The 25,385-nt window shown below is 60.1% G+C and carries 22 protein-coding genes; 10 read left to right on the forward strand and 12 right to left on the reverse strand.

Going from position 1 to position 25,385, the window contains the following annotated elements:
• Positions 1–153: 153 nt before the first annotated feature.
• The 3 genes from BW950_RS06520 to BW950_RS06530 form a co-directional block, all read right to left on the reverse strand.
• Positions 154–2,151 carry a 4-alpha-glucanotransferase gene (locus tag BW950_RS06520; protein ID WP_076488490.1) on the reverse strand — a complete coding sequence of 666 codons (1,998 nt, stop codon included), beginning with the start codon at positions 2,149–2,151 and terminating at the stop codon, positions 154–156.
• A 75-nt stretch (positions 2,152–2,226) separates the two neighbouring features.
• Positions 2,227–2,799 carry a bifunctional nuclease family protein gene (locus BW950_RS06525; protein WP_076488491.1) on the reverse strand — a complete coding sequence of 191 codons (573 nt, stop codon included), beginning with the start codon at positions 2,797–2,799 and terminating at the stop codon, positions 2,227–2,229.
• A 187-nt stretch (positions 2,800–2,986) separates the two neighbouring features.
• A complete protein-coding gene (locus tag BW950_RS06530; protein ID WP_076488492.1) occupies positions 2,987–4,675 on the reverse strand; it encodes an NAD+ synthase in 1,689 nt (562 codons plus the stop codon).
• Positions 4,676–4,716: 41 nt separating this feature from the next.
• Between BW950_RS06530 and BW950_RS06535 the strand changes: the two genes are divergently transcribed.
• Both BW950_RS06535 and BW950_RS06540 read left to right on the forward strand, forming a co-directional pair.
• On the forward strand, positions 4,717–5,376 hold the full coding sequence (locus BW950_RS06535) for a hypothetical protein (protein WP_076488493.1): 660 nt from the start codon (positions 4,717–4,719) through the stop codon (positions 5,374–5,376).
• A gap of 4 nt (positions 5,377–5,380) precedes the next feature.
• Positions 5,381–6,598 carry a cation:dicarboxylate symporter family transporter gene (locus tag BW950_RS06540; protein WP_076488494.1) on the forward strand — a complete coding sequence of 406 codons (1,218 nt, stop codon included), beginning with the start codon at positions 5,381–5,383 and terminating at the stop codon, positions 6,596–6,598.
• Here the strand turns inward: BW950_RS06540 and BW950_RS06545 are convergent.
• From BW950_RS06545 to BW950_RS06555, 3 genes are all read right to left on the reverse strand, one after another.
• Positions 6,577–7,314 carry a hypothetical protein gene (locus BW950_RS06545; protein ID WP_076488495.1) on the reverse strand — a complete coding sequence of 246 codons (738 nt, stop codon included), beginning with the start codon at positions 7,312–7,314 and terminating at the stop codon, positions 6,577–6,579. The genes BW950_RS06540 and BW950_RS06545 overlap by 22 nt on opposite strands.
• Positions 7,315–7,414: 100 nt before the next feature.
• Positions 7,415–8,872, reverse strand: a complete 1,458-nt coding sequence (proS, locus tag BW950_RS06550) for a proline--tRNA ligase (RefSeq protein WP_076488496.1) — start codon at positions 8,870–8,872, stop codon at positions 7,415–7,417.
• Between the two features lie 86 nt (positions 8,873–8,958).
• Positions 8,959–9,651 (reverse strand): DUF2259 domain-containing protein, encoded by a 693-nt coding sequence (locus BW950_RS06555; protein ID WP_076488571.1) that lies wholly within the window; start codon positions 9,649–9,651, stop codon positions 8,959–8,961.
• A gap of 122 nt (positions 9,652–9,773) precedes the next feature.
• Here BW950_RS06555 and BW950_RS06560 point away from each other — a divergent pair, with 122 nt between their 5' ends.
• Entirely contained in the window at positions 9,774–10,559 is a 786-nt protein-coding gene (locus BW950_RS06560; RefSeq protein ID WP_076488497.1) for a hypothetical protein, read from the forward strand.
• A 34-nt stretch (positions 10,560–10,593) separates the two neighbouring features.
• On the opposite strand, the gene BW950_RS06565 is transcribed toward BW950_RS06560, so the two are convergent.
• Complete coding sequence (locus tag BW950_RS06565; RefSeq protein WP_076488498.1) at positions 10,594–11,211, reverse strand: diacylglycerol/polyprenol kinase family protein; 618 nt, start codon at positions 11,209–11,211, stop codon at positions 10,594–10,596.
• 98 nt (positions 11,212–11,309) lie between these two features.
• Here BW950_RS06565 and BW950_RS06570 point away from each other — a divergent pair, with 98 nt between their 5' ends.
• Entirely contained in the window at positions 11,310–12,749 is a 1,440-nt protein-coding gene (locus BW950_RS06570) for a glycoside hydrolase family 3 protein (RefSeq protein ID WP_076488499.1), read from the forward strand.
• Here the strand turns inward: BW950_RS06570 and BW950_RS06575 are convergent.
• Complete coding sequence (locus BW950_RS06575) at positions 12,731–13,918, reverse strand: ROK family transcriptional regulator (RefSeq protein ID WP_076488500.1); 1,188 nt, start codon at positions 13,916–13,918, stop codon at positions 12,731–12,733. The genes BW950_RS06570 and BW950_RS06575 overlap by 19 nt on opposite strands.
• Before the next feature lie 271 nt (positions 13,919–14,189).
• Here BW950_RS06575 and BW950_RS06580 point away from each other — a divergent pair, with 271 nt between their 5' ends.
• The 4 genes from BW950_RS06580 (at position 14,190) to BW950_RS06595 (ending at position 20,029) form a co-directional block, all read left to right on the forward strand.
• Positions 14,190–15,530, forward strand: a complete 1,341-nt coding sequence (locus BW950_RS06580; RefSeq protein ID WP_076488501.1) for an ABC transporter substrate-binding protein — start codon at positions 14,190–14,192, stop codon at positions 15,528–15,530.
• A 93-nt stretch (positions 15,531–15,623) separates the two neighbouring features.
• The gene (locus tag BW950_RS06585; protein WP_200796797.1) at positions 15,624–16,703 is read left to right on the forward strand and encodes a carbohydrate ABC transporter permease; all 1,080 of its coding nucleotides are present in this window, start codon (positions 15,624–15,626) and stop codon (positions 16,701–16,703) included.
• Positions 16,704–16,712: 9 nt separating this feature from the next.
• Positions 16,713–17,600, forward strand: coding sequence for a carbohydrate ABC transporter permease (locus BW950_RS06590; RefSeq protein ID WP_234969041.1), 888 nt, complete (start codon positions 16,713–16,715; stop codon positions 17,598–17,600).
• A 23-nt stretch (positions 17,601–17,623) separates the two neighbouring features.
• A complete protein-coding gene (locus BW950_RS06595; RefSeq protein WP_234969042.1) occupies positions 17,624–20,029 on the forward strand; it encodes a glycoside hydrolase family 65 protein in 2,406 nt (801 codons plus the stop codon).
• A gap of 15 nt (positions 20,030–20,044) precedes the next feature.
• On the opposite strand, the gene BW950_RS06600 is transcribed toward BW950_RS06595, so the two are convergent.
• Positions 20,045–21,337, reverse strand: a complete 1,293-nt coding sequence (locus BW950_RS06600) for a GAF and HD-GYP domain-containing protein (protein WP_499697520.1) — start codon at positions 21,335–21,337, stop codon at positions 20,045–20,047.
• Between the two features lie 37 nt (positions 21,338–21,374).
• On the opposite strand from BW950_RS06600, the gene yidD reads away from it, so the two are divergent.
• The gene (gene yidD / locus BW950_RS06605) at positions 21,375–21,632 is read left to right on the forward strand and encodes a membrane protein insertion efficiency factor YidD (RefSeq protein WP_234969047.1); all 258 of its coding nucleotides are present in this window, start codon (positions 21,375–21,377) and stop codon (positions 21,630–21,632) included.
• A gap of 73 nt (positions 21,633–21,705) precedes the next feature.
• On the opposite strand, the gene rpmB is transcribed toward yidD, so the two are convergent.
• Together rpmB and rpmG are read right to left on the reverse strand one after the other, a co-directional pair.
• Positions 21,706–21,945: a 50S ribosomal protein L28 gene (gene rpmB, locus BW950_RS06610; RefSeq protein ID WP_026244931.1), complete on the reverse strand. Its 240-nt coding sequence runs from the start codon at positions 21,943–21,945 to the stop codon at positions 21,706–21,708.
• 13 nt (positions 21,946–21,958) lie between these two features.
• On the reverse strand, positions 21,959–22,132 hold the full coding sequence (rpmG, locus tag BW950_RS06615) for a 50S ribosomal protein L33 (protein WP_076488505.1): 174 nt from the start codon (positions 22,130–22,132) through the stop codon (positions 21,959–21,961).
• Between the two features lie 110 nt (positions 22,133–22,242).
• Here rpmG and lnt point away from each other — a divergent pair, with 110 nt between their 5' ends.
• Positions 22,243–24,360 carry an apolipoprotein N-acyltransferase gene (gene lnt / locus BW950_RS06620; protein ID WP_159438748.1) on the forward strand — a complete coding sequence of 706 codons (2,118 nt, stop codon included), beginning with the start codon at positions 22,243–22,245 and terminating at the stop codon, positions 24,358–24,360.
• On the opposite strand, the gene lgt is transcribed toward lnt, so the two are convergent.
• On the reverse strand, positions 24,347–25,384 hold the full coding sequence (lgt, locus tag BW950_RS06625) for a prolipoprotein diacylglyceryl transferase (RefSeq protein WP_076488507.1): 1,038 nt from the start codon (positions 25,382–25,384) through the stop codon (positions 24,347–24,349). The two genes, lnt and lgt, sit on opposite strands and share 14 nt — an antisense overlap.
• Between the last annotated feature and the right edge of the window lies 1 nt (position 25,385).

The raw sequence follows: 25,385 nt of genomic DNA on the forward strand, positions 1-25,385 counted from the left end.
TTTGGTTCTCTCTCGTTCTTTATCATGACGCGAATCATCCTGTGAATCATCCTGTGAATCATCCTGTGAAACACAGTGAGAAACACAGTGAGAAACACGCCACTGAATACTACACTGAAACCGTGCAGGCAGCTTGTCAGCCTGCAGGTCGGTTCAGCTTCGGGCTGCAAGATCCCGGAGCACTTCCTGCAACCGGGGATGATCCTGGAGCGCTTCCATGGTCAGGGGCATCCGCCAGGTCCAGTTAAAACTGTTGGCGGTGCCGGGTACGTTGATTCTGTCCTGGCGGGATTCCTTCCGGGGAAGGTCCGGTGTCAGGGCGAACAGATCCTGGAGCTGAAAGACCACGATTCTGCTGCTGCACGCCAGGATGCCCCGGTATACCTCCAGGGCCACCTCGGGGGTGAACTGTTCCGGGCAGGGGCGGTCCTCGCCGGAGGTGATCTCTCTCCAGAGAGCTTCCCGGCCCGACTCGTCTTCCCACCAGCCCCGGAGGGTGGAGGTGTCATGGACGCTGGGGGCGCAGACGCTGGCCTCGGGATACTCTCCCAGGGGAATGAGGGGTTCTCCCGGCTGGTCCCAGTAGTGGCTCCAGCGGGGTATGAGCAGGCTCAGGATCCCCAGTTCTCCCAGAACGCGGGGAACTGCCTCGGGGACGACCCCCAGATCCTCGGCACAGGTGAGCATATCCGTGGTGTTCTGCATGAACTTCAGGAGTGTGCGACCCTGTTCGGCCCAGAGCTCGTTGTTTTCTGCGCCCCGGCGGTCAAGGAGTTCCTCAATACGGGCCCGCTCCTCGGGGGAGAGGGTCTGGTAACGGCTGCAGTCCCGGAAGAACCAGCTTGGTGCAAAGGTTCCGTCGGGCAGCTCCAGGAGGGCCCGGTCCCGATAGCGCTCCAGGAGCCACTCCTGCTGCCCGGCGGGCAGGCCCAGGGCAATGATGTCGGCTTCTCCCCTGATTGCTGGGGAAAACAGGAAGAGATCCTCCTGATCGATCTGTTCGAAGAGAGTGGTGATCAGGCCGGGCAGATCCTCGCCCAATCCCTGATGGAGCTCTTCTCCCCGCAGGTGGGGCTCGCTGAGCCAGCGCAGGCGGCCTGCATCAAGACCAACCTGACCCAAATCATCGCGGGTGAGCCCTTTCTGGGGCCAGAAAAATCCCAGGGTACCCGAGACGTTTCGTTCCGGGATGGACCAGATGCGGAAAAATCCCAGAACGTGATCGATCCGGTAGGCCTGGTAATATTGAGCTGCCTGCCGGAGCCGCTCGCGCCACCAGGCGTAATCCTGGCTCTCCAGATAGTCCCAGTTGTAAATGGGAAATCCCCAGTTCTGGCCCAGGTCGCTGAACATATCCGGGGGAGCTCCGGCGCGGAGGTCGGGACGGAAGACCTCCCTGTTGAACCAGGCGTCCACGCTGTCCTGGTTCATCAGAATGGGGATATCCCCCTTCAGGGCAACTCCCAGGCGAGCCACCTCCCGGGAGGCCTCCCTGAACTGCCGGGCGAGCCGCATCTGGACCCAGGCGTAAAAACGGGTTTCCCTCTTGAGCGATGCCCGCCGCCAGAGCTTGTCCACCAGGGCTTGATCCCCCTGGCGGTGTTCCTCCCAGGTGGTCCAGGCGCGCCCCTGGTGGGCGTCCTTGAGGGCGCGAAACACGCTGTAGGGTTTGACCCAGGGGTTGGCCCGGACAAAAGCGGTGAGGTCTTTTCCCGCCGGGGTGGTGTCCGTTCCTTCCGGTCCCTCGGGGGCTGCTTCGGTAAAAATCTGCCGCAGCAGGGCGGTTTTCTCCGCCAGAACCCGGCCGTGATCGAAGCGTTCCGGGCCGTCCAGCTCCTGGTGCAGTTTTTTCAGCTGGCTCTCCAGGGCGGCCCGGACCTTCGGGGAAAGCTCCTGCAGTTCCGGCAGATCCTGGATGCGGATATAGACGGGGTGCAGGGCGTAGGCGCTGAGGGCGCTATAGGGAGAACTCTCTCCGCCTGTGTCGTTTACCGGCAGAAGCTGGATAAGATTGAGCCCCGTTGCAGAACACCACCGGGCCAGATCGGGAAGATCGGCAAACTCGCCGCAACCGATGCTGGTGGTACTGCGAAGCGCCGCCAGAGGAACCAGGACGCCCGTGATGCGGGCGGTGCCGTGGGGATATTTCACCGAGTAACCTCCATAATGGGTACTCTGATTATAGGGTAGAAAAACTCCGCCTGCAATGACGAGAGCAGGGAGGGATTACAATTCGTTGAGCTGATCGCGGATACGCGCAGCCTCCTCGTAGTTTTCTGTCTCCACGGCCTGCTCCAGAGCTTTCTCCAGCTCTTCCCTGTTGGCCTGGTCGCCGGGGTCTTCCAGGAAGGGCTCGTCCGGTTCCAGTTGAGCCTCGTTCTCGGAGATGAGGTTCACCGCTACGCTGGCCTCGTCCACAATTGTCTCGGCGATGAAGACCGGACAGTGAACACGGGAAGCGATTCCCAGGCTGTCCGAGGGGCGCGCGTCCAGGGTGACCCGTTTCATGCCGTGTTTGAGAAGAAGCCGGGAATAGAAGGTGCGGTCCTTGAGTTCCGTGATTTCCACGCGTTCCACGGAGACGTTGGTTTTCTCCAGGACCGAGAGGAAGAGATCATGGGTCATGGGGCGCGGCACAGGAACCCCGGCGAGACCGAAGAGAATCGACTGAGCCTCCAGCTGGCCGATGAAAATAGGAACGGCCCGATCGCTACCCACGGGCTTGATCAGTACGGCGTTTCCTTTTTCTGTTCGGGCCACTGTCCAGATTTCTGCTTCAATAAGCATAGTTCTTCTCATACGCTCCTTCACGGGTTCTCCGTTCCGCAGACCCGGTAAGACCCGGCATAGAGGAGGCACAGGTCCCGTCGTGCCCTGCAACCCGACGGCCCTGGTCCGGCCTGCGCTGGTTTCTCCTGCTTCTACAGGTAATGATAACGCTGCCCCGCCGGATAATCAATGTTGCCGGCCCTATCCGCAGAGATTCCTAACGGGAGGTTTCGTAGATATGGCGGGCGATGGGAATCCTGCGTCCCGTGCCGAAGGCTCTGGGGCTTACCTTCAGAACCGGCGGGGCCTGGCGCCGTTTGTACTCGCTGCGCGCCACCAGGCCCAGGACGTGCTCCACCGTGGCCGGATCGTGTCCCCGGGAGACAATTTCCTGGAAGGTCCGGTTTTCCAGAAGGTATTCCTCCAGAATGGTGTCCAGCAGGGGGTACGGAGGGAGGCTGTCCTCGTCCTTCTGATCGGGCCGCAATTCGGCCGAAGGCGGTTTCACGATGGTGTTCTCCGGTATGATCTCCCTCTCGCGGTTCATAAACCGGGCCAGGGCGAAGACTTCCGTTTTCAGGACGTCCCCAAGTACCGCCAGAGCACCGGCCATATCGCCGTAGAGAGTGCAGTAGCCCACGGCAAGTTCGCTCTTGTTGCCTGTGGTAAGGGTCAGGGACCCGAACTTGTTGGACCAGGACATCATCAGAAGACCCCTCAACCGGGCCTGGATGTTTTCTTCGGCCAAACCCGGGGCGGTTCCGGCAAACTGGTCTTCCAGGCAGGCCGTCACGGCCTGGTAGAGGGGATCGATGGGGAGGATCTCCCGCTGGATACCCAGGTTATCGGCCAGAGCTTCGGCATCGGTGATGCTCCCCGGGCTTGAATATCGGGAGGGCATAAGAAACCCCGTGACCCGTTCCGGTCCCAGGGCCTTCACGGCCAGAGCTGCCACCACGGCCGAATCGATCCCGCCCGAAAGCCCCAGGTGCACCCGGGAGAAGCCTGTTTTCTCCAGGTAGTCTCGCAGTCCCAGCACGAGAGCCGCCTCGATCTCGCTTATTTCATCGGTCGGTTCATTCGATGGCGGAAGATGGCGCGGGGCTGCCCGCTCTGCTTCCGTCGGACTTTCCGGAAGGGGGGTGAGATCGACCAGGGTCAGATCTTCCCGGAAGCGGGCGCTCTCCTCCAGGACCTCCCCGGATCCACGGGTGGCGAAGGAGCCGCCGTCGAAGATCAGGCTGTCGTTGCCGCCCACGGCGTTCACATAGATCAGGGGAAGTGATGCCTGGCGGCCGATTCGCTCGGCCAGCTCCCGGCGGAACGAGGCTTTTCCCTTGTAAAAGGGGCTGGCCGCCGGGGAGAGCAGTACCGTCGCGCCCTGGTCCAGAAGATCCCGTACAGGGTTGTTTTGGTACCGCACCCCCGGGGCCGGTTCTGTTCCCGCCCAGAGATCTTCGCAGATGGCGATCCCCAGACGCTCTCCCTGAAAGAGCCAGATTCCCGACGATGTGGCTGGTTCAAAATAACGGGCCTCGTCAAAGACATCGTAGGTAGGTAAAAGCCGCTTGGCCTGGCGGAATACCACCTGGCCCTGGTGGATCACTGCAGCCGTGTTCTGGATTGCCCTGCCCGGTGTTTCGTGGTTCCAGTCCACCAGCCCCACCACGGCGGCGATCTCCCGGGGCAGCTCCTTCTGAAGCTGTCGCAGGGAACGGTTGTTCTCTTCCACAAAGGTGGCGTGGTCCAGAAGGTCCATGGGGGGGTACCCGCAGACACAGAGTTCGGGAAAGACGATCACCCGGGCACCCTGACCCAGGGCGGTGGTGGCGGCGTCCAGGATTCGCCTCCGGTTGCCGGAAAAATCTCCGATGGTGCTGTTAATCTGTCCGATAGCAATCTTCATGGCGTTGACCTCACGTGAAGCGGTTACTACTATACCGTACCATGCAAGAGCCAGTCCTGATAACGGGTAAACAGTCGGCCTTTACAGACGATATGATCCAGGAGTTCCTCAATCGACAGCACCAGGTCTTCGCCACCGTCGATTCTGCCGGCGAACACCCCCAGGTTCCCGATTCGGTAGGGTCGGGGCTCTGCTATCTGCCCTGGTCGCGACGGTCGCTTCTCTCGGCACGGTCGGTGGTGCTGGCCCTGGAGGGAGAGACCCGCGAGGCGTCCCGGGCTGTGGTGGTCTGCGCTCCCGAAGGTATTCACACTCCCCTGCATCAGACCGAGTCTGCCCTGATCGAGCAGGGGGTAGATGCTGCGCTGAAGGGGTACCTCTTTATTCTCAAGGAGGTGCTGGGATACTTTTTACGTCGCGGCTCGGGCGATATCACCGTTGTCTGGTACGATGGCGGTGCCGAGGTTCTTCCTCCTTTCGAGGCTGCGCTCTGCGGGGCCGTCCAGGGGCTGGTGCGTTCCCTCTTCGCCTACTACGAGGGGGAATCCGTGACAATTCGTGGCCTCCAGGCCTCGGAGAGCGACAGCAGGGCCGTGGCCCGGTGGGCGGCGGAGCAGATTATAGACAAGGCAGAGAAGTCTGCGGGGCGGTGGCAGAAATACGGCCAGCGCTCGGGACTCCTCTCCTTCAAGAGAGCGTAACGGTATGAATATTTCTTTTCGCTATGCCCTGGGGGCTTCCGCCGGGGTTCTTCTGGGGATGGTTCTGCCCCTGGCCGGGGGAGACACGGCGGCTCTTCTGACGGAGTTGTCGCAGCTGGTTATTCTGGCGGGGCGGTTTCTGCTCTTTCCGCTGGTCTTTTTTGCCATGATCGCTGCTGTGGACGAGCTCCACACCAAGGGTGCTCTGGGAAAAGCGGGGATGCTCAGCGCGGTGGTGCTTTTTCTGTGTACAGTGGTCTCCACCCTTCTGGGAGGGCTGGCCATTCTGGCTTTCTCTCCCCAGCGGATTCCTCCCATGGTCCAGGAGGGGCGTATTACGGCGCCGCCCTCGCTGATCGCCTCCTTCCTGGAGGCGATTCCTGCCAACGCCTTCAGGGTCTTTGTTCTGGACGATGGTGCCCTGGCGGGAATCCTCCTTATGGCCCTTCTGGTGGGGGTCTCGTTCAAACACGACCGGAGCGTGAGCTCTCCCCTTTCCCTGGTGGTCGATTCGGCCAACCGCATTTTCTACCGCATGAACCGCCTTCTGGTGGGTATCCTGGGAGTCCTGGTGCTTTTGCCCGTGGCGGCTCTGACGGTGCTTCTGCGCGACGGGGCTGACCTGGGGCTGTTCAGCCAGTTCTTGCTGGTCCTGATTGTGGCGGTCCTGGTAATGGCGGTTCTGGTATATCCGGCAATTCTCTACCTCTTTGACCGCCGCCGAACCCATCCCCTGCGCTGGCTTTCGGCGATGATCCCTGTGGCGGTGGCCGCCCTGGGGTCGGGTGATTCCTTCTTTTCCCTGGCCACGCTGACGCGGGTGAACAGGGATTCCCTGGAGATCCCCCGCGCGGTGGGGGCCTCGGTTTCTCCCTGGGTTGCTCTCTACGGCCGGGCTGGCACCGCTCTGGTGAGCATGGCCGGGTTTCTCCTGGTGATCCGCTCCTATACCGCCCTGGATATCGGACTGGGCGATCTGATGCTTCTGACCGTTTCCACGGTGCTCTATTCCTTCTTTCTTGCCCGGACGCCGGCAGGGGGCGTCCTGCTGATGCTCTCCTTTCTGGCCTCCCGCTATGGCCGGGGGATGGAGGAGTCCTATCTCATTCTTTTGCCGGTTATGCCCCTGCTGGAACGGATCGGGGCTTTTCTGGATATGATGACCGCCGGTTTTGTGACCCAGATCGCGGCCACTCGGGGTCAGGGAGAACCCAGGCGATGACGAAGGCGCAGGCCAAAGCGTAGCATCGTCTCGTCCAGGAAGGGGGTGTCCTCCCTGTTGTCCACCCAGAGGTTGTAGGCCGGGATATACCATTCCAGACCTGCGCCAACTTCCAGTGTGTCCGTGAGCCTGTAATCGGCGGCTGCCTGGAGATGGGGGTAGAAAAAGCGCCCGGCGATCCAGTATTCGGTCACGGGGCTTGCGTCGGAGCCGTCGATCGCTTCCAGGGGGATCCGGAAGATCAGGGTGATTCCGCCCCCGGCCGAGAGGCGCCAGGCCTCGTGGTCGGGCCAGGGCAGGGTGTAGAGCCAGGGAAGGCTCAGAGCTATCCCCAGGGTGTTGGCGATATCCCCCACGGAAGACCCCGTCTCGATCTGGGTTGGTACGGTTTTGTCGTGATCCCGCAGGGCGGCGTATTCCTGGGTGTACACCCAGAGGTTCGGCTCCAGGCGGTTCTTCTCTCCCAGGGAAAGTTCCAGGCCGATGCCGAAGGTCATGCGCAGGGGGCTGGTATCGCTTCCCTGAACGCTTTCGCCGTCGCTGTCGGTGGTGAAGCCGTTATAGATCCAGGTGGGCATCGCCGAGATATAAAGAGCTGTGATCTCACGGGCCAGAGGGGCCTGGGGGGAGGGAACCATCCCTGCCAGGGCGCAGGCCATAATCATCGCCCGGAGCCGGACCGGGCGGAGCGTTCCGCAGCAGGTGATCGTCTTCACTCCCCAAACTATAGCACAGAATCACCGGGCTTTCGCGATCAACCCGGCTGATCACCGCCCGGATAATCCTCTGGCCCGATAATCATCGGGGCCCGTGCATTTAATAGGACTTGGCAAAGACCGCCATGTGCCGGGCCGGTTTCCCGCTGATAACGCAGGTTTTCCCCCGGGCTTCCTCCTCGTTTCCGAAAGGCAGGACCCGGATCGTTGCTTTTGTCTCTTCCTTTACCAGCGCCTCTGTTGCGGGATCACCGTCCCAGGGAACCAGGGCAAACCCTCCCGGTGCTGCCTGGTCATCGGAACCGGTGCCGTTGAAGAGAGCCTTCATGTCTTCCCAGGTCTCGGGGCGGTGGGTGTTCTCCTCGCGGAAGGCCAGGGCCCGGTCAAAGAGATTCTTCTGGATCTCCTCCAGAAGGGAGCGTATTCGCCCTGCCACGGCTGTGATTGATACGGACTCCTTCTCGCCGGTGTCTCTCCGCACCAGGGTGACCTGGTTGTTTTCCAGGTCCCGGGGGCCCAGCTCAACCCTGATCGGGACGCCCCGCATCTCCCACTCGGCAAACTTCCACCCCGGCGAAGAGTTCTCGTCGGTATCCAGCTCCAGGCGGAACTCCTGGCGGAGCTCCCTGGCCAGGGTCCGGGCCGCCTCCAGGACAGCCTCTTTTGTTTTGTTGCGGAAAATGGGGATCAGCACCACCTCGGTTGGGGCCAGGCGCGGAGGAATGACCAACCCGCTATCGTCGGAGTGAGCCATAATGAGTGCGCCGATCAGACGGGTAGAGACTCCCCAGCTGGTGGCCCAGACGTATTCCAGGGAACCCTCCCGGGTTTGGTACTGCACATCGAAGGCCTTGGCGAAGTTCTGCCCCAGGAAGTGGGATGTCCCGGCCTGGAGCGCCCGTCGGTCCTGCATGAGCGCCTCGATCGCGTAGGTGTCCACCGCTCCGGCAAACTTCTCGCTCTCGGTTTTGACCCCCGTGCGCACGGGCATTGCCATGTATTCCTCGGCAAAACGCTTGTAGACATCGAGCATCTGCAGAGTTTCGTCCCGGGCTTCCTGTTCCGTCTCGTGGGCCGTGTGGCCCTCTTGCCAGAGAAACTCCGTGGAGCGCAAAAAGAGGCGGGTCCGCTTCTCCCAGCGCACCACGTTGGCCCACTGGTTGATCAGCAGCGGCAGGTCCCGGTAGGACTGAATCCACTTTTTGTACATGCTCCAGATGATCGTCTCCGAGGTGGGCCGAATCACCAGAGGTTCTTCCAGCTCTTGCCCGCCGCCGTGGGTTACCACGGCCAGCTCCGGTGCAAAGCCCTCCACGTGTTCCGCTTCCTTTTTCAGGAAGCTTTCGGGAATGAGCAGGGGGAAATAGGCGTTGCTGTGGCCCGTCTCCTTGAACATCCTGTCCAGGGCCTGTTGCATTCGCTCCCACAGGGCGTATCCCCGGGGGCGGATCACCATGGACCCTTTTACGGGGCTGTAGTCTGCAAGCTGTGCCCGCAGGACTATATCTACGTACCAGTCTGAGTAGCTGGTGGACCGTTTTGTTATCTGTTCTGCCATGATATTTCGGCGAGAGTGTATGGGCAAAACCCCCGGGCGTCAAGATTTTCCTTGTATCCCGGGGGAATCTCGGGGGAATGGGGCGGTTAGCGCAGGCGAACGGTCTCCACCATGTAACGGATCCGCCGTCCTCCGGCAATGTCGGTGATTCGCTCCATCACCACCACCAGGGAGGTGTTGTCGGGGGAGACGATCACCCGGCCAATGCGGTAGCGGTTTACCCCCTCGCGGAAGAGAGTGGGGCGTCCTACCTGTTGCTCCAGGGTGGTGCCGTCACTGTAGCGAGCCTGCAGATTCAGATGAAAGGCTGCGCTTCCGTCAGCCCCCCGGCCCCGAGCTTCCTGGACAAGATCCAGGGTATAGCTGGTGCCGGTGCGAAAATCCCGAAATGATACCCGGGGTTGGGGATCGCTTTCGCCATCGATGAAGAGGTAGATGATCCGGCCCTGTGAGAGATGGTCGATCTGATGCTGCCCTATGAGGGGCTGGAAGAGGGGCAACAACGTATAGAGAGCGCCGCTTCCGTCCTGGCCCCCCGAAAGGGTGCGCGAGAAAGTGCGACTCTGTACCCCCTTGGGAAGAAACACATTATCCGGCACATTGACGGCGTAGATTTCGGCAAAAGGGTTTCCTTCGGGGTGAGTGATTCCGTACTGGCCAAAGAGGAAAACCCGGGAATCGGGAGAGAAGCCAAGATTTGCAAAGCGGGCGATATCTCCGGCGCTGGTTGTTGCCACCGCCAGGGTGAGCAGAAGGACAACTGGGCCTAAGCGTTTCATGTTTTTCTCCATGGAATCAGAACTCCTCATCCCTTGTTATCGTCCCGACAGGGGAGAATCATTACCCCGGGGCGGCGGGAGATGCAGTTTTTTGACGGAAAAAACGGTATAGTAGAGGGGAAATGACACGAACGGCACGAATACACACCCTGGCGGCACTGATGGTGCTCGTTTTTCTGGCTGGCGGATTCTTTCTGGTTGCCCTGGTCCGGAATCTGGCAATCTTTCCCCTGGGGGGCGAACTTGAGATTTCCCCGTCCCGGGGGCAGGCCCTTCTTGGAGCTCTGGTAACGTGGGGTATTTTTTGCAGCGCCGCTGCGGCGTATATGCGCACGTTCCGGCGAAGTCCCTCGGTGACAGTGTTCTTTGTGATGCTCTTCTTTCTCTTTTCCTGCCTGGATGTCACCAAAGCGGGGCAAATCATGATCCCCGCCACATCGTGGAGGCATTTTTCGCCGATTCTCTCGCGGGTGACCTCCTTTGGCTGGATTGCAGGAACGCTGGCGCTCTTTACGGGAGCGCTCTGCGCGGGGGGTGGTGCCCTGCAGCGCCATGGCATGTCACTGCTGGCGGTTCTTGCCGTTTCTCTGGGATTAAGCTGGACAATTCCCCTGGACAGTCTGGTTCTTCCCGACAACCTGGTCTATGCCATGGGCCTGCGCCTGTCGGTGGATACGGTGATGCTGGTGGTGCTCTTTCTGGCGGTGGTGAGTTTTTTCCAGGCCGCCCTGGTGGTCCGGGAGCGCCGGCCGCTTTTCACGGCTCTGGCGGCGGCGTTTCTGGCGCTGGGTCGGGGGCTTCTTTTTTACCGGGCCGAGATATCCCTGATTATTGTGGGAGCAGGATTGACCGTTCTGGGCGCAACGGTCTTTGCCGTGGAAAACTACCGGGACTATCTCCTGGAGTAGCCTCGCGAGCCCGATGGCCGCACGGGGCCGGTTGCTACAGGATCAGCGTTGCCGCCAGCCCCACCCCCACAGGAAGGAGGAGGTTATCGGCGTCGCGGGTGGGAAGCGCCTCCAGCAGAGCTGCTGCAACACCCAGGGTCAGGGCAGTGAACACCCGGCCCTGGAGCATCACGGCTACGGTAAGGGCCACCGCTACGGTGCAGGCCAGACTCCCCGCCAGGGTCTTCCCCCCCGTCAGGGGAATTGTGAGGGTCCCCAGGAACTTGCCTGCCACGCTGGCGGCGCTGTCGCCAAAGGCCAGGGCGTAGACGGCAATCGAGGCCGCCGGGTGGGGGTAGAGCATGATCGCCAGCATGGCTCCGATTCCCAGCGTGACCGGGCCCAGGACAAAGTGATCGACCTCCCGGGATCGTGACGAAACCTGGGTGATATGTGTTATGATCGGCACGAATCGGCCGCATTGGCGCAGGGCCTCTGCTGTTGTGTAGAGCAGGATGCCCGTTGCCAGGATGCCCAGCGTTACAGCCGTGCCAAAAAAAGCCGTCATGGAGGGAACTGCGGCTATGAGGATGTGTACTGACTTGCGGATCAACTCCGTCCGGAGCTCATCCGGGAGGGGCTTTTGGTTTTTCACCAGTGCTGTCCGTTCCATTCAAAGGATTATGAGCAAGAACCGTGCCACTGGCCGTGGCCGCTCTTTGAGTTTCTAACTGTCCATATTGCAAAGGATTCCGGATTTTGAAAAGAGGAATGAATCTTTTTTCGCGTAATTGTGTCTTTTTTTGTGTACACCTGTGTACACTCTCCACTATTGTCGCCCTCCTTTCCCTGGGGCTGGTGGCCTGTGCCACGCCGGGGCCGGAAGGCTCTCCCGGTGAGGCCCTCCCGAAAGAACTCCCCCGGGAGTCCCGGGGTGGTCCCCCGGGAGCGGAGGCTGATGACCTGCTTCCCCCCGGGGGGGCAGGGTCTGCCGTGGCCGGCGCCGGATTGCTTCTGGATGATGCCCTCCGGGAACGGGCAGTACAGGATATGCTCTCCCGCATGACTCTGGAAGAACGGGTGGGGCAACTTTTCATGCCGGCCCTGGTGGTCGATTCCCGGGGAGCCCCCCTGGTCGAGCTGGATGAGGCGACACGGGCCATGATCGGCACCGTCCAGCCCGGGGGGGTGATCCTCTTCGGGGCGAATCTTCGGGACCCTGATCAGACCAGACGTCTGGTGGAGGATCTTCAGGAGGCAAGCCCCATCCCCCTCCTGGTGGCGGTTGATCAGGAGGGCGGGATCGTGAGCCGCCTGAACAGCAGCACCCGAATGCCCGCCACGGCGATTCCCTCGGCCTGGAGGATCGGCCTTACAGGAAGCGAGGAGCTGGCCTACGCCATTGCCGGAGCCATGGCTCGGGAACTTCGGAGTCTGGGAATAACCATGAACTTTGCCCCCGTGGCGGATATTCTGACCAACCCCGAAAACCCCGTCATCGGGAGCCGTGCTTTTGGCAGCGACCCCCATCTGGTGGCTCGCATGGTGGCGGCCACGGTGCGGGGACTCCAGGATAACGGTGTAAGCGCCGTGATAAAACACTTCCCCGGCCACGGCGATACCCGGGAGGATACGCATTATCAGTCGGTGATTGTCGATCATGATCTGGAACGCCTCCGTACCCTGGAGTTTATCCCCTTTCGCGAAGGAATCACCGCCGGGGCCGAGGGGGTCATGACAGCCCATATCAGCCTTCCCCGGGTTGTTGGTGACGATACCCCGGCGACGCTCTCCCCGGAAGTGCTCCAGGGAATGCTTCGGAAGGACCTGGGCTACTCCGGCCTGATCGTGACGGACTCGCTTGTCATGAAAGCTCTGGATCGCTTTGCGCCCCCCGACGAGCGCCCCCTGAGGGCCTTCCAGGCGGGGGCCGATCTGCTCCTGTACCCCCTGTCTCCCGAAGGAAGTTTTCGGCGAATCCTCCGTGCTCTGGAGGAGGGCGAGATCCCGGAAGATGCCCTGAATCGGGCGGTTGGGCGAATCCTGCGGGTTAAGTTTGAGCGGGGACTCCTGGGCCCTCCGGGAGATCCCTCGAGGGAATCCCCGGAAGGGAGATTTTCCCGGCCCGTGCGGTTTGTGCCCGAGGCGGTGGAGATGGGAACGCCCGAGCATTTGCAGCTTGTGGAAGAGGTCTACCGCCGGACCAGCTGATTCTGCTGCCCCACCTGGGGCAAGAGGTCGATGCCGACGGCCGCAGTGGCCTCTGTGCCGGTCTCCACCGAAGGGATCCTGATCAGCCGTTCCAGGTACATTCCCGCTGCGCCGTAGGCGACGGCCCGTTCGCCCAGGCGCGAAACCTCCATCTCGAAATCCACCTTCTGGGGGTAGGCCCAGTTCGTCTGGGCGTGGTTCCGTACCGCTTTCTGGATTTGATCAGCCAGAACCTCGATGGGGCCGCCGATCACCACCTTGCGAAGGTTGAGGATGTTCACCAGGAAGGCGATGTGCCGGGCCAGCTCGTCCACGATCATCTCGTTCACCCGGGAATTCTGAAGAAACTGCCGCGCCTGATCATCGGATATGGAGAACTGGTTCACCTGGTCCTCCTTGTAGAGGATGCTTCGGAACTCGCCGGCCGAGAAGGTCTCTCCGTGGTGGACCTGGCCGTTCAGAACCAGCCCCAGCCCCAGGGCCATGATCCGGTGGTTGTCCATGGCGATGGTGTGTTTTCGGTGTTCTCCCAGAACAAAGATAAAGTTCCCCGGCCGGGAGCTGTGACGAAAGGCAAGCTCGCCCCAGCACCCGCAGTTTGCGTCGTTATCCACCAGGACTGGCACCTGGATGCCGAGCCGCTCCCGGGCCTCGCGGACAAAATTGATCTCTTCATACTGTTCAAAGGGCATGGACGCGCAGAGAACGCCCCGGACAGGATCGACAAACCCCGGTAACCCCACGCCGATGCCCAGAATTGGCATGCCCGTGTTTTCCAGACTGGGGCGAAAGCGGTCTACTATTCCGATGAAGGCATCCACCAGGCTGACCGTGCGCAGATCCAGGGGTTCGGTGTGGCTGAAAAAGACCTCACCCTGAAGATTGACCCCCACAACGGTGAAGGCCTCGGTCTGAATCTCCAGGCCCATGACACAACCCCAGTCGGCGCGTATGCGCAGGTGCAGGGGCCGTCTGCCGCCGGTGGGGCCGGCCTCGCCCACGGCCGCGGTTTCCACGATTCCCAGCTCCTCGAGAAAGGAGACGATCTTCGAGACGGTGGACTTGTTTATATCGAGGATTCTGGCGATCTCCACCCGGCTCAACCCGTGGGTGAGATAGATAGTCCGAAGGACGCGGGTGATATTTACCTTACTGACGTATCGTTCCATTGTCGCCGCCGTTTCGTGATTATTTCTGCGCTCTCGGGCCCTGCTCCGAAGGGTTCCGCCCGGAGCCTCCCTCAGGGTCTTGCCACCTGATTTGCGACATCAGTTGGTTTCCGAAACCAACTCTACACGACAATACGGGAGCTGTCAAATTTGCTGCCTTGAAACCCCGGAAAAGGGGCGTTTTTTTCGTTGACAGCGGGAATTCGCCGTGGTACCCTCATGGTTGGTTGCATATCGCAACTAAAAGGACAAGCCGAAAACAGGAGGTGCTATGTTCAAGAAAACAACTGTTTGTTTAATTGCGGGGATATTTCTTTTCTCTGCCGTGACCCTCTTCGCCGGAGGACAGGCCGAAAAGGCTCCCGTCAGCGATGTTGATTACACCGATAACCCCTGGACCGAGGGACAGGATCTCTCGGGAGAGACGGTGCGGATTTTTGGAGCTTTTGTGGACGAGGACGCCCGTCGGTTCAACCGGTCCATGGATATCTTCAAGGAAGCCACGGGGATCAATGTGGTTTACGAGGGATCCGGTGATTTTGAGTCCCTCATCACCGTGCGGGTCGAGGGAGGCAGTCCTCCCGATATGGCCGCCTTTCCCCAGCCCGGTCTTTTGAACGACTTTGTCCAGGGTGGTCAGGTGATAGACCTGAACGAATGGTTCTCCCGGGAGTACCTCTCGCAGCAGTACGACCAGAGCTGGCTGGATATGGCCACCATGGACGGTATCATGTCGGGTTTCTGGCACCGGGCCAACGTCAAGAGCCTGGTCTGGTACCCCAAGAAAGCCTGGGACGCGGCGGGCTACGAGGTTCCCGAAACTTGGGATGAGCTGATTGCCCTCTCGGATCAGATCGTCGCCGACGGCGGTGTCCCCTGGTCCATTGGTATTGAATCAGCCGGTGCCACGGGCTGGCCGGGAACGGACTGGATCGAGGATATCCTGCTCCGCATCGCTCCTGTTGAGGTATACGACAACTGGGTAGAGGGAAAACATCCCTTCAACAGCCCCGAAGTCAAGCGGGCCTTCGATATTATGAGTGATATCTGGTTCAACGAGGACTACGTTCTGGGCGGAACCGACGGTATCGTTCTGACCCCCTTCGGGGATGCGCCGAACGCGTTGTTCACCAATCCTCCCTCGGCGTGGATGCACCGCCAGGCCAGCTTTATCCCTGCTTTCTTCCCTCGCGGGGTAGAGGTTGGAGTGGATGCCGACTTCTTCTACCTGCCTCCGATCGACGAGGAGTTCGGGCGGCCCGTACTTGGTGCAGGCGACATCTACGGTGTCTTTAACGACCGTCCCGAGGTCCGTGCTCTGGCGCGCTACATGACCCAGGGAATCTCCACCAAAGCCTGGGTCGAGGCCGGAGGGTTTGTCTCTCCCCACGCCGATGCAGACCTGAGCTGGTATCCCACCGAGGCAGACCGGCGCTACGCCGAGATCATCGCCAACGCTGATACCTTCCGGTTTGACGGTTCCGACCTGATGCCCGGCCCGGTTGGAGCGGGATCGTTCTGGACCGAGATCACCGATTATGTGAATAACTACCCCAACGTGAATCTCGAACGGACCCTGCAGAACATCGACAACAGCTGGCCCCGCCGATAAGGCAGGGGGCTGTTTCGCCTTTTTCCCGGTAGCGACGCGTCCGCATGGAGCGGGCGCGTCGCCCGGATGGACCACCTTCCACGGGGGGATTGAATGAGTGACAGGGTGAGCGAGCACAGCAGACATACCCGAATTCTGATGGCGGTGCTGGGGGCGGTCGCGTTGGTGGCGATCTTCTCCTGGAGTTTTCTTTTTATGCGGGATAGTTCTGCTCCCCGTCCGGTGATCGCCCTGGTGGCGTTGCTGGTTGGCGTGGGCGGTATCTGGGGGCTTTTTCTCACGGCGGATCATCTGGTGGGGCTCCTGCCTGCAAGGACGCGTGATCTTCTGCGTCCCTATGTTTTCATTACGCCTGCGTTTTTGATTCTTCTGGTATACATCATCTATCCCACGGTGCGGACGATATATATCAGTTTCTTTGATTTTCAGCGGGGGGGAACTCCCATAAACTTTGGATTCCAGAACTACCTGAGGGCCTTTACGGACCCGGCTCTGCGAATCGCCCTGCGGAACAACGCCCTCTGGCTGGTCTTTGTTCCTCTCTTTGCGGTTTCCCTGGGACTGGTCATCGCTGTTCTGGTGGACCGGATCAAGTGGGAGCGTTTTGCCAAGTCCCTCATCTTTTTGCCCATGGCAATTTCCTTTGTTGGTGCTTCGGTTATCTGGCGCTTTATCTATTACCGGGCAAGCTTTGGAACCCAGATCGGCCTTCTGAACGCCCTCAGGGTTGCCTTGGGAGAGGATCCTCTGGGATGGCTTCGCCTTGAGCCGTGGAACAATTTTTTCCTTATCATAATCATGATCTGGCTCCAGACGGGCTTTGCCATGGTTATTCTCTCGTCAGCGGTAAAAGGAGTTCCTTCGAGTTTGCTCGAGGCGGCCCGGATCGATGGTGCGGGGGAGTTTCGTATCTTTTTTCAGGTAATTATTCCCTTTGTGAGCGGTGCAATTCTTACGGTGACAACCACCATCGTTATTCTCGTTCTCAAGGTTTTTGATGTGGTCTATGTCATGACCAGTGGGCGTTTCAACACCGAGGTTGTGGCAAACATGATGTACAACCAGATGTTTGTCCAGGGCGCCTACGGGCGCGGGGCGGCCCTGGCGGTGATCATCTTTATCGCCGTGACGCCGGTGATGATCTACAACATTCGCAGAATGAATCAGGTCTAGGAGGATTCCGTGGAACATACTCTCGTACTACAGAAGCGAAAGAAAACTCCGCAGGAAATCTCCCGGCGGGTGATGCTGAACCTGGCCGTGGCGGTTATCGTTATCATATGGACGATTCCCACCTTCGGGCTGCTGATAAGTTCTTTCAGAGAGCCCGAGGCCATAGACGCTACGGGGTGGTGGATGGCTGTCTTTCAGCCCTTTACCCATGGTCACTGGACGCTGGGAAACTATATCTCGGTTCTCACGGAAGACGCCATGGGCAACGCCTTTCTCAACAGTTTGCTTGTGACCATTCCTGCTACGGTTATCCCCATAACGATAGCGGCCTTTGCCGCCTATGCCCTGGCCTGGATGAAGTTTGCGGGCCGTCGGCTCCTGTTTATCCTGGTGGTGGGACTCATGGTGGTGCCTCTGCAGACCTCGCTGTTGCCGCTCTTCCGCCTCTATAACGATGTGGGGTTGGCGGGAACCTATCTGGGGATCTGGCTCGCCCACACCGGGTTCGGGTTGCCTCTGGCTACCTATCTGCTCTATGGCTACATCTCGCAGATCCCCCGGGACTTGATCGAGGCTGCCGAGGTGGACGGAACCACGCCCATGACAAAGTTTATCTTTCTCGTGTTGCCTGTCTCGGTTCCTGCCGTGGCGTCCTTTGCGATCTTTCAGTTCCTCTGGGTCTGGAACGATCTGCTGGTGGCTCTGATCTTCCTGGGAACAAGCGTGGATGTAGCCGTGGTGACAACCCGTCTCTCGGAGCTGGTGGGGTCCCGGGGGCAAACCTGGTACGTTCTCACGTCGGGGGCGTTTCTTACCATGATCATGCCCTTGATCGTCTTCTTCGGGCTTCAACGGTTTTTTGTGCGGGGCATGATGGCGGGCTCCGTGAAGGGTTAGGTCAGGCTGGTACAGTGAGCATAGTGAGTACAGTGAACACAGAGATGGAAGAGAAGGTAAAGCTCTCGGAAGAGCTCTGGAGTGAGACCTGCTGGGAGATCGGGGAGAGCCGGTTTGACCCCGACCAGGCCATAACAGCGGGCAGCAACTTCATGATTGGCAACGGCTACATGGGCTATCGGGGGACCTTTGCCGACGATCGGGCCGGGCAGTATCCGGCCCTGGTGGTGACCGACACCTACGATAACGCCGACGGAACCTGGAAGGAGCTGGTAACAGCCCCCAACGGACTCTTTACCACTATTTCCTGCCAGGGGAAGGATATTCTGTGGCGGCAGGGAGGGTTCCGGGAGTACGAGCGAAGGCTGGCCATGCGCTGGGGGGAGTGGAGCGCCCGGGCTCAATGGGATACCCCGGGGATTCTGGTGGAGGAGGAGCGCTTCTGCAGCTACGACGACCTTCACCTGCTCACAAGCCGCACCAGGATAACCGCTCTCGGCGAGGTGGCCCTTGAAATCACCACGGGGATCGATGGAACGGTCTGGAGCCTGAACGGCGACCATTTCTCCTCGCTCTCCCTGGAGGAGGGCCCGGACTGTCTGGAAGCGTCCTGTGTAACGGGAGAGCAGGGGTATCACCTGGTGCTCCGGGAAGACGCTCGCCTTCGGTCGGGGCCGGAGGGGGAAATTGAGCCCTGTCGAAGGACCGCCCTCGATGGAACCCTCTGTCGGGTTTTCCAGGTTTCCCTCCGGGAGGGGCAGGAGGTGGTGCTGGAAAAACGGGTGGTCCTCTACTCCTCCAACGATCTGCGGGATACCACAAAAATTACCAGCGACGCTGCCCGGGGGCCTCTGCCCTCTTTGGCGGAGGTGCGCCAGGCCGTTGCTGCGGGCCTTTCCCGGGCGGTGGCCCGTGATTGGAACCTTCTGCGGGAGGCCCACCGAAGGGTCTGGCAGGAGCGTTGGGCTTCCGCCGATATCATGATCGGTGGCGATCCGGTGGCGCAGACCTTGATCCGCTATAACCTCTATCACAACGTGATCGCGGCGCCTGCCCATGCTGATCACCTGCCACTGGGGGCCCGGGGGCTCTCCTGCCAGGCCTACCAGGGGGCTGCTTTCTGGGACCAGGAAGTGTTCAACCTTCCCATGTTTCTCTTTACCGAACCCGAAACGGCCCGACGACTTCTGGTGTACCGCTATCGCACGCTCGACGGAGCGCGAAAGAAAGCACGTGATCTGGGGTATCGGGGAGCGTTCTACGCCTGGGTGAGCGGCGACACCGGCGAGGAGATCTGTCCCTCCTATTTCTTCCGCGACGTTCTCTCGGGGCGTCGGATTCGGAACCACTTCAACGATTGGCAGATTCATGTTTCTCCCGATATCGCCTACACCGTCTGGAAATACGTTGCCGCCACGGGAGATCAGGAGTTCCTTTATCGCTACGGGGCAGAGATCCTCTTTGAGGTGGCTCGCTTTCTCGCCTCGCGGGTTCACTACCGGCCCGGGCTGGAGCGCTACGAGATTATCCGTGTCCTGGGGCCCGACGAGTATCACGAGAACGTGGATAATAATTATTTCACCAACTTTCAGGCGCAGTTTGTCTGTCGCTATGCGGTGGAGACCTACGATACCCTGGCGGAAGAACATCCCCAGACCGTTCGGGGGCTGGAGGAGCGGATCGGGCTCGAAAAGAGCGAGCGCGATGCCTGGGATGACATTGCCCGGCGCATCTATATTCCCGCACCGGATAGTGAAACGGGGCTGATCGAGCAGTTCCAGGGGTTTTTCGAGCTGGAAGACACGCGCCCCGAGGTGATCAAGAAACGCCTGCTGGACCCCGGTGAGTACTGGGGCTGGCCCAACGGGATCGCCGTGGAGACTCAGGTCTCAAAACAGGCTGATGTAACCCAGCTCTTCATGCTGCACCCCCAGGCGTGCAGTCGGGAGGTGATGAAAGCCAACTGGGAGTATTACGAGCCTCGGACCCAACACGGCTCTTCCCTGAGCTACGCCGTCTACGCCATATGCGCTGCCTGGATCGGTCACGGTGAGGAGGCCTATCGCTATTTTCTGCGGTCCTGCACGGTGGATCTTTTGAATACCGGGAAGGCTGTCAGCGGGGGGACCTTCATCGGTGGCATCCACACCGCAGCGTGCGGCGTGGCCTGGCAGATTGTGGTAAGCGGCTTTGCCGGGATGTACCTGACCCGGGATGGTTTCGGCTTTGCGCCCCATCTTCCGCCGGAATGGGAGTCCCTCTCGTTTCGCCTGAAACGCTGGGGTGGCACCCTGGAGATTACGCTCCACCGGCGGGCCATGACGGTGAAGGCCCTCCCGGAAAATCCCCGGGATATTCAGATCACCCTGGGCTCCGCCGAGGTATCGGTTGCTCCGGGAGGACAGGTGGCGTTGCCCCTCGAAGGGTGAATTCCCCGGGCAGCCTTAGTTCTCCCGGGCGTAGCGCTCGGTGATGGTCTGGATATTGGGAAGAACCTGGAAGAAGATATCGATCAGGTCCGGGTCAAACTTGCTGCCCCGCAGACGTTTCAGCTCTTCCAGGGCGTCTTCCTCGGTCCAGGCATCTTTGTAGACCCGGTTCGAAAGGAGTGCGTCGTAGACATCGGCTACGGCCACGATTCGCCCGAAGAGGGGAATCTCTGTTCCGGCCTTTCCCCGGGGTGAACCATCGGGGTTTGGGTCGATCGCCTCGCCGGTCTGAATATCCACGTGTCCCGGATAGCCCGAGCCGTCCCAGTTTTCATGGTGGTTCAGGGCCACCTCCTGGGCGAGTTCGTCAAACTTCGATTGCTTATCCAGAAAGAGTCTCGCCCCTTGCCAGGTGTGGGTTTTCATGATGTTGTACTCGTCGTCGGTGAAGCGACCCGGTTTCTTCAGGATCGTATCGGAGATCGCCACCTTTCCCACGTCGTGGAGCATGGCCGCCATGCGAAGGTTGTCCCGGGTTCGTTCAAGCTCCGCCCGGGCAATTCCGGCCTGGCGAGCCCAGGCCTCGTAGATTTCCACGCTGTAGCCTGCTACACGGTTGACGTGTGGCCCCGTTTCCTTGGGATCCCGCAACTCGGCCATGCGGATCATCCGCAGAAGGATGGCCCGGGTCATGCGCGCCCGCTGGAGCGTCACCGTGGCGTTGGCGGCAAAGTGTGTTACCAGAAGCTCGTCGTCCCGGTTAAAGGCTGTCACCTCACCCCGGGGTGTCAGTTTGTTGATGATCTGGATGACCCCCAGGATTTCTCCTGTGTTGGTCTTCAGGGGGACCGCCAGCATGGAGGTGCTGCGGTAGCCCGCCCGGGTGTCGTAGGAGGGATCAAAACCATACGGCGCCGATGAGGGGATCTGGTATACGTCGGGCACGTTCAGGGCCGTTCCTGTGGCTGCGGCGTAGCCCGAGATGGTGTTTGTCGTGACAGGTACGGTGAAAATGTTGTAGATGAGTTTTTTTCCGGCGGGGAGGTTCTTTTGCAGTGTATCGTTCTGAGCGTAGTTGATGACCAGGTGATCTCCGTTTACGGCGTAGATCGAGCCTGCATCGGCGCTCACCACCCGGCGAGCCTCCAGCAGAATCCGCTCCAGAAGGATATCCTCGTCCTGAATCTTGTTTAATTCAGAGTCGAGGGAGATAATACTGTGTAGTTTCTCCGTATCTTGAACCATGGCGATGAGGCATTTTACACTATTCAGGCCTGTCGTGGAGAGGGAATATATGAAAATTGTCAAAAAAATTGTGCTAATTCCTGTTTTAATGTATCAAAAGATGATATCTCCCTTTTTCCCTGCCACGTGCAATTATTATCCTTCCTGTTCGGAGTATATGCGCCAGGCCATTGAGGCTCATGGAGTTCTGCGGGGGTGCTCTATGGGGTTCTTGCGGATAGGGCGGTGTTCGGCCTTCTTTTTTGGCGGCTACGACCCCGTTCCGTCGGAGTGGACTTTCAGGAAGCTTGTGCAGGAATACCGAAAACGATCGGTGCGACGATGGAGACGATCAAGGGGAAAGGGATCAGGGGAATAGCTGGACGAAACGAATCAAGCGGGAACCAGACGGAAAAAGCGGAACCCGGGACACTGTCCCGGGTGCAGCTGGATCAGGTAACGTCCTTCAGAGAGAGGTTCTCCTTGCGGAGGTAGGACATCAGCCCGATCTTGTTGATGGTGCGGAGTGCTCGAGTACTCAATTTGATGCGTACAAACCGGTTGAGTTCGGGGACGAACAGCCGCTTGTTCTGGACATTGGGGCGCTGCCAGCGGCGCGTTTTGTTGTGAGCGTGGGAAACGTTATTCCCCGCCATCGGTTTTTTACCCGATATGGAACATCGACGACTCATGAGGCGCTCCTTCTCAGACCTTGCCCGATTCCTTGAAGAGGACGTGCTTCCGCACAAACGGGTCGTACTTCATAAACTCCATCTTGTTGGGAGTGTTCTTCTTGTTCTTTACCGTGTAGTAGCAGAAGCCACTCTCGGTGCTCTTGAGGCGAACCCGTGTCAGGTTACCCTTTTTTGCTTTAGCCACTGTCTAACTCCTGTCTTCAGTTCGGGAGGGCTATGTTTAGCATGAAAATCGTCCTGGGGTCAACCGTTTTCCTGTTGTGATGTGCCAAGGGGATTGCTATGATGCCCGCTATGAAGATTGCTGATCACCATCAGGGCTTTCTGGTGCTGCTGGGGCTTTTCCTGGCGGTGGTTCTTACGGGAGTATTTCTCTTTGCCCTTCCTGCCACGGCGGTTACACCCCTGGGTGGGGGAGATGCCCTGCTTCTGGCCTGGTTCTGCTTGCACTGTCTGTGGCTGGGAGTGCTTGCCAGCCGTCTCAGACGGGGGCCGCTGTTCTGGGATCTTCTGGGGCCTGCCGCCGAGGGGCTTTTTTTCTACGGCTTCTTTCTCTTCCTTTTCTCCTATATTTTCGCCCTGAATGCCAATATGGATTACGTGCAGCGTTTTATTGAGAGCGGCGGGAACCTCCGGCTGGCTCTGGATTCGCGCACGGAACGGCTCATCTCGGTGGCGCGCTTCGCGCCTCTTTTGCTGGTCGATCTGGCCCTCTGGTTCCTGGCGGGGCTCCGTCGCTGGGACGAAGGGCGTGAGGGGGAGCGGTGGCTCTTTTTCTCTCCCCTCCTGGTTTTTCTCTCGGTGGGGCTCTCGGTGCTGGCTGCGCCGTCGGCGATCTTTCTGGAAGGGATTCCTCTTCTGGGGTGGGTCGCTCTGGTGCCGCTCTTCCTGGTGTTGCGGGGGCAGACCAGCGCAGCCCGGACGGGCCGGGCCGTGTGGTACGGGCTGCTCTACGGAGTGCTCTTCACGCTTTTGGGAAACTTCTGGCTGGGCACGTTCAACCTGATCTCGCTTCAGGCTGTGGGAGTGATCTTTCTCGGATTCTACGGGATCTTCATGCCCTTGGTGGCGGGAGCGCTTCGCCGGGCCCGGCGCGAGCCCTGGTGCGTGGTGGTCCTTCCCCTGGCCTGGACTGCTTTTGAACTTGCCCGAAGCAGCGGGTTCCTGGGCTATCCCTGGTTGCTGGTTGCTCACAGTCAGTACCGCATTCTGCCTCTTATCCAGCTTGCCGAGTTGGGCGGGGTCTGGCTGGTGAGTTTCGTGGTGCTCCTGGTAAACAGTCTGGGTGCCGAGATGGTGATCCTCCTGTTGCGAGGGGATTGTTCCTCGGCGGCCAGGGTTCGGGGGCTCCGGAGGCTTGCTTTGGCAGCGGTGGGGGTTCTGGTTCTCTCCCTGGGGGTGGGGGCTGCTTTGCTGGCGCGGCCCCTTCCCTCGCGGGGAGAGGTTCGGCTGGCTCTGATTCAGCAAAACAGCGATCCCCGCAAGCATGAGTATCGCAGAACGCTGGATTCCCTGATCGAGCTGACCGATGCGAGTCTTGCCTACGAGCCCGACCTGGTGGTCTGGTCCGAGACCGCCTTTGTCCCCAACATTCGTCGTTGGTCCGAGGAAGATCCCCGGCGGTACGGGCTGGCCCGGTTGGTGAAAGAGTTCCTGGCCTATCAGGAAACGATGGGGACCTGGCTTGTCACGGGAAACGATGATTACCGCCAGGTGCTGGACCAGGATGGGCAGGAGGTGGAGCGGCACAACTTCAACGCGGCGGTGCTCTTTTCTCCCTCGGGTGAGCGGCGCGAGACCTATCACAAGATCAAGCTGGTTCCCTTTACGGAGTACTTCCCCTACGAAAGGCAGCTTCCCTGGGTGTACCAGATGCTTCTGGATTTTGACGTTGCCTTCTGGACTCCCGGCGTTGAGCGGACCCTGTTTCATCATCCCGATTTTCGGTTTGCCACGCCCATTTGTTTCGAGGATGTCTTCCCGGGACAGGTCAGGGAGTTTGCCCGGGCGGGCATGGAGGTGGTGGTGAACCTGACCAACGATTACTGGTCGCTTCAGGAGGTGGCCGCCCAGCAGCATTTTGTGGCGGCTCTCTTCCGGACGGTGGAGTTGCGCCGCCCCATGGTTCGCTCAACCGCCAGCGGGGTCACCTCCCATATCGATGCTGCCGGGAGGATTGTCGCTACCGTTCCCCAGTACTCCGAGCAGTATATGATCGCCCAGGTGGATATCCCCGACGGATCCCGGATTACCCTTTACGAGCGTTGGGGTGACTGGGTACCCTGGAGTTCCGCCGTGGTGCTTCTGCTCTTGCTGGGGTGGCAGGGTCTGACAGACCTGCGGCAAGGCAGGTCTGCGGACAGGGACGACGAAGGAAAGCCTCGCGACGGATCCGCTTCTAGCGGCGATTGAGCTTTCTGCGCAACTGCCGCCGGGCGTTCCGGCGGTGCTCCGGTGCTTCCTGGAAGGTCTGCACCCGGGGGGCCCGGCGGCCAATACCCCAGAGAAGAAGCAGGAGCGCCACTCCAGCCAGGGCCATGAGGATGCTCAGGACCTGGCCGGTGGTTATGTTCAGCGGCGAGAGAAAGAGCCAGCCCGGGTTGTTTTCCGGTCCTGCCTGAATCACGAACCCCAGATCACTATCGGGTACGCGAAAATACTCCGCCACGAATCGTGCCAGGGCGTAGCCGATCAGGTACAGCCCGATCATGAAACCCTTGAAGGGTTTCCGGTGACGGAAGACAAACCACAGGATTGCCCAGAGCACCACCCCTTCCAGGGCCGCCTCGTAGAGCTGCGACGGGTGACGGGGGAGGTTCACAAAGTCCAGCCCCTGCAGATCGATCTGCAGGCGGGCGGCTATCTCCTGCACCGCCGGATGCCGGGCCGGGACCTCCTGAGCCTGGGGAAACCGCACCCCCCAGGGGCGGGCGGTAACGCGGCCGTAGAGCTCTCCGTTGATAAAGTTGCCGATTCTTCCAAAGGTGTACCCCAGGGGAATGGCCGTGACGAGAAGATCGCCCATCTCCAGGACGTCGATCTTGCGCAGCTTTGCGTAGGTGACAAACCCCGCCACAGCTCCCAGAAGCCCGCCGTGGTAGCTCATGCCCTGGAGCCCCGTAAAGACTCCCCGCTCGTTGAAGGGCCAGAAGATCAGCCAGGGGCGGGAGAGATACCGTCCCGAGGTATCGTAGACCAGGGCGGCGAAGATCCGGGCCCCCACGAGAAGCCCCAGGATTGTCCAGAAGAAGAGGTTCACCAGGTCGTCCTGGCTGACGGTGCTGCTCACACCGAACCGCTGATCCCGCAGTTGCACCCGCGTGAGCAGGTAGGCCAGAGAGAAGGCGACCAGGTACATCAGTCCGTACCACCGCAGGGGAAGGCCCGGGATTATTTCCGGTGAAAGCCAGTGAGGGTATTCAAAAAAAAGGGGCATC

The sequence above is a fragment of the Alkalispirochaeta americana genome, assembly GCF_900156105.1.
Classification (GTDB): domain Bacteria; phylum Spirochaetota; class Spirochaetia; order DSM-27196; family Alkalispirochaetaceae; genus Alkalispirochaeta; species Alkalispirochaeta americana.

Coding starts and splice junctions, on each gene's coding strand:
- BW950_RS06525 (WP_076488491.1), bottom strand. CDS start 2,799: ATGAGAAGAACTATGCTTATTGAAGCAGAAATCTGGACAGTGGCCCGA.
- BW950_RS06530 (WP_076488492.1), bottom strand. CDS start 4,675: ATGAAGATTGCTATCGGACAGATTAACAGCACCATCGGAGATTTTTCC.
- BW950_RS06535 (WP_076488493.1), top strand. CDS start 4,717: ATGCAAGAGCCAGTCCTGATAACGGGTAAACAGTCGGCCTTTACAGAC.
- BW950_RS06540 (WP_076488494.1), top strand. CDS start 5,381: ATGAATATTTCTTTTCGCTATGCCCTGGGGGCTTCCGCCGGGGTTCTT.
- proS (WP_076488496.1), bottom strand. CDS start 8,872: ATGGCAGAACAGATAACAAAACGGTCCACCAGCTACTCAGACTGGTAC.
- BW950_RS06555 (WP_076488571.1), bottom strand. CDS start 9,651: ATGAAACGCTTAGGCCCAGTTGTCCTTCTGCTCACCCTGGCGGTGGCA.
- BW950_RS06560 (WP_076488497.1), top strand. CDS start 9,774: ATGACACGAACGGCACGAATACACACCCTGGCGGCACTGATGGTGCTC.
- BW950_RS06565 (WP_076488498.1), bottom strand. CDS start 11,211: ATGGAACGGACAGCACTGGTGAAAAACCAAAAGCCCCTCCCGGATGAG.
- BW950_RS06570 (WP_076488499.1), top strand. CDS start 11,310: ATGAATCTTTTTTCGCGTAATTGTGTCTTTTTTTGTGTACACCTGTGT.
- BW950_RS06575 (WP_076488500.1), bottom strand. CDS start 13,918: ATGGAACGATACGTCAGTAAGGTAAATATCACCCGCGTCCTTCGGACT.
- BW950_RS06580 (WP_076488501.1), top strand. CDS start 14,190: ATGTTCAAGAAAACAACTGTTTGTTTAATTGCGGGGATATTTCTTTTC.
- BW950_RS06585 (WP_200796797.1), top strand. CDS start 15,624: ATGAGTGACAGGGTGAGCGAGCACAGCAGACATACCCGAATTCTGATG.
- yidD (WP_234969047.1), top strand. CDS start 21,375: ATGATATCTCCCTTTTTCCCTGCCACGTGCAATTATTATCCTTCCTGT.
- rpmB (WP_026244931.1), bottom strand. CDS start 21,945: ATGAGTCGTCGATGTTCCATATCGGGTAAAAAACCGATGGCGGGGAAT.
- lnt (WP_159438748.1), top strand. CDS start 22,243: ATGAAGATTGCTGATCACCATCAGGGCTTTCTGGTGCTGCTGGGGCTT.
- lgt (WP_076488507.1), bottom strand. CDS start 25,384: ATGCCCCTTTTTTTTGAATACCCTCACTGGCTTTCACCGGAAATAATC.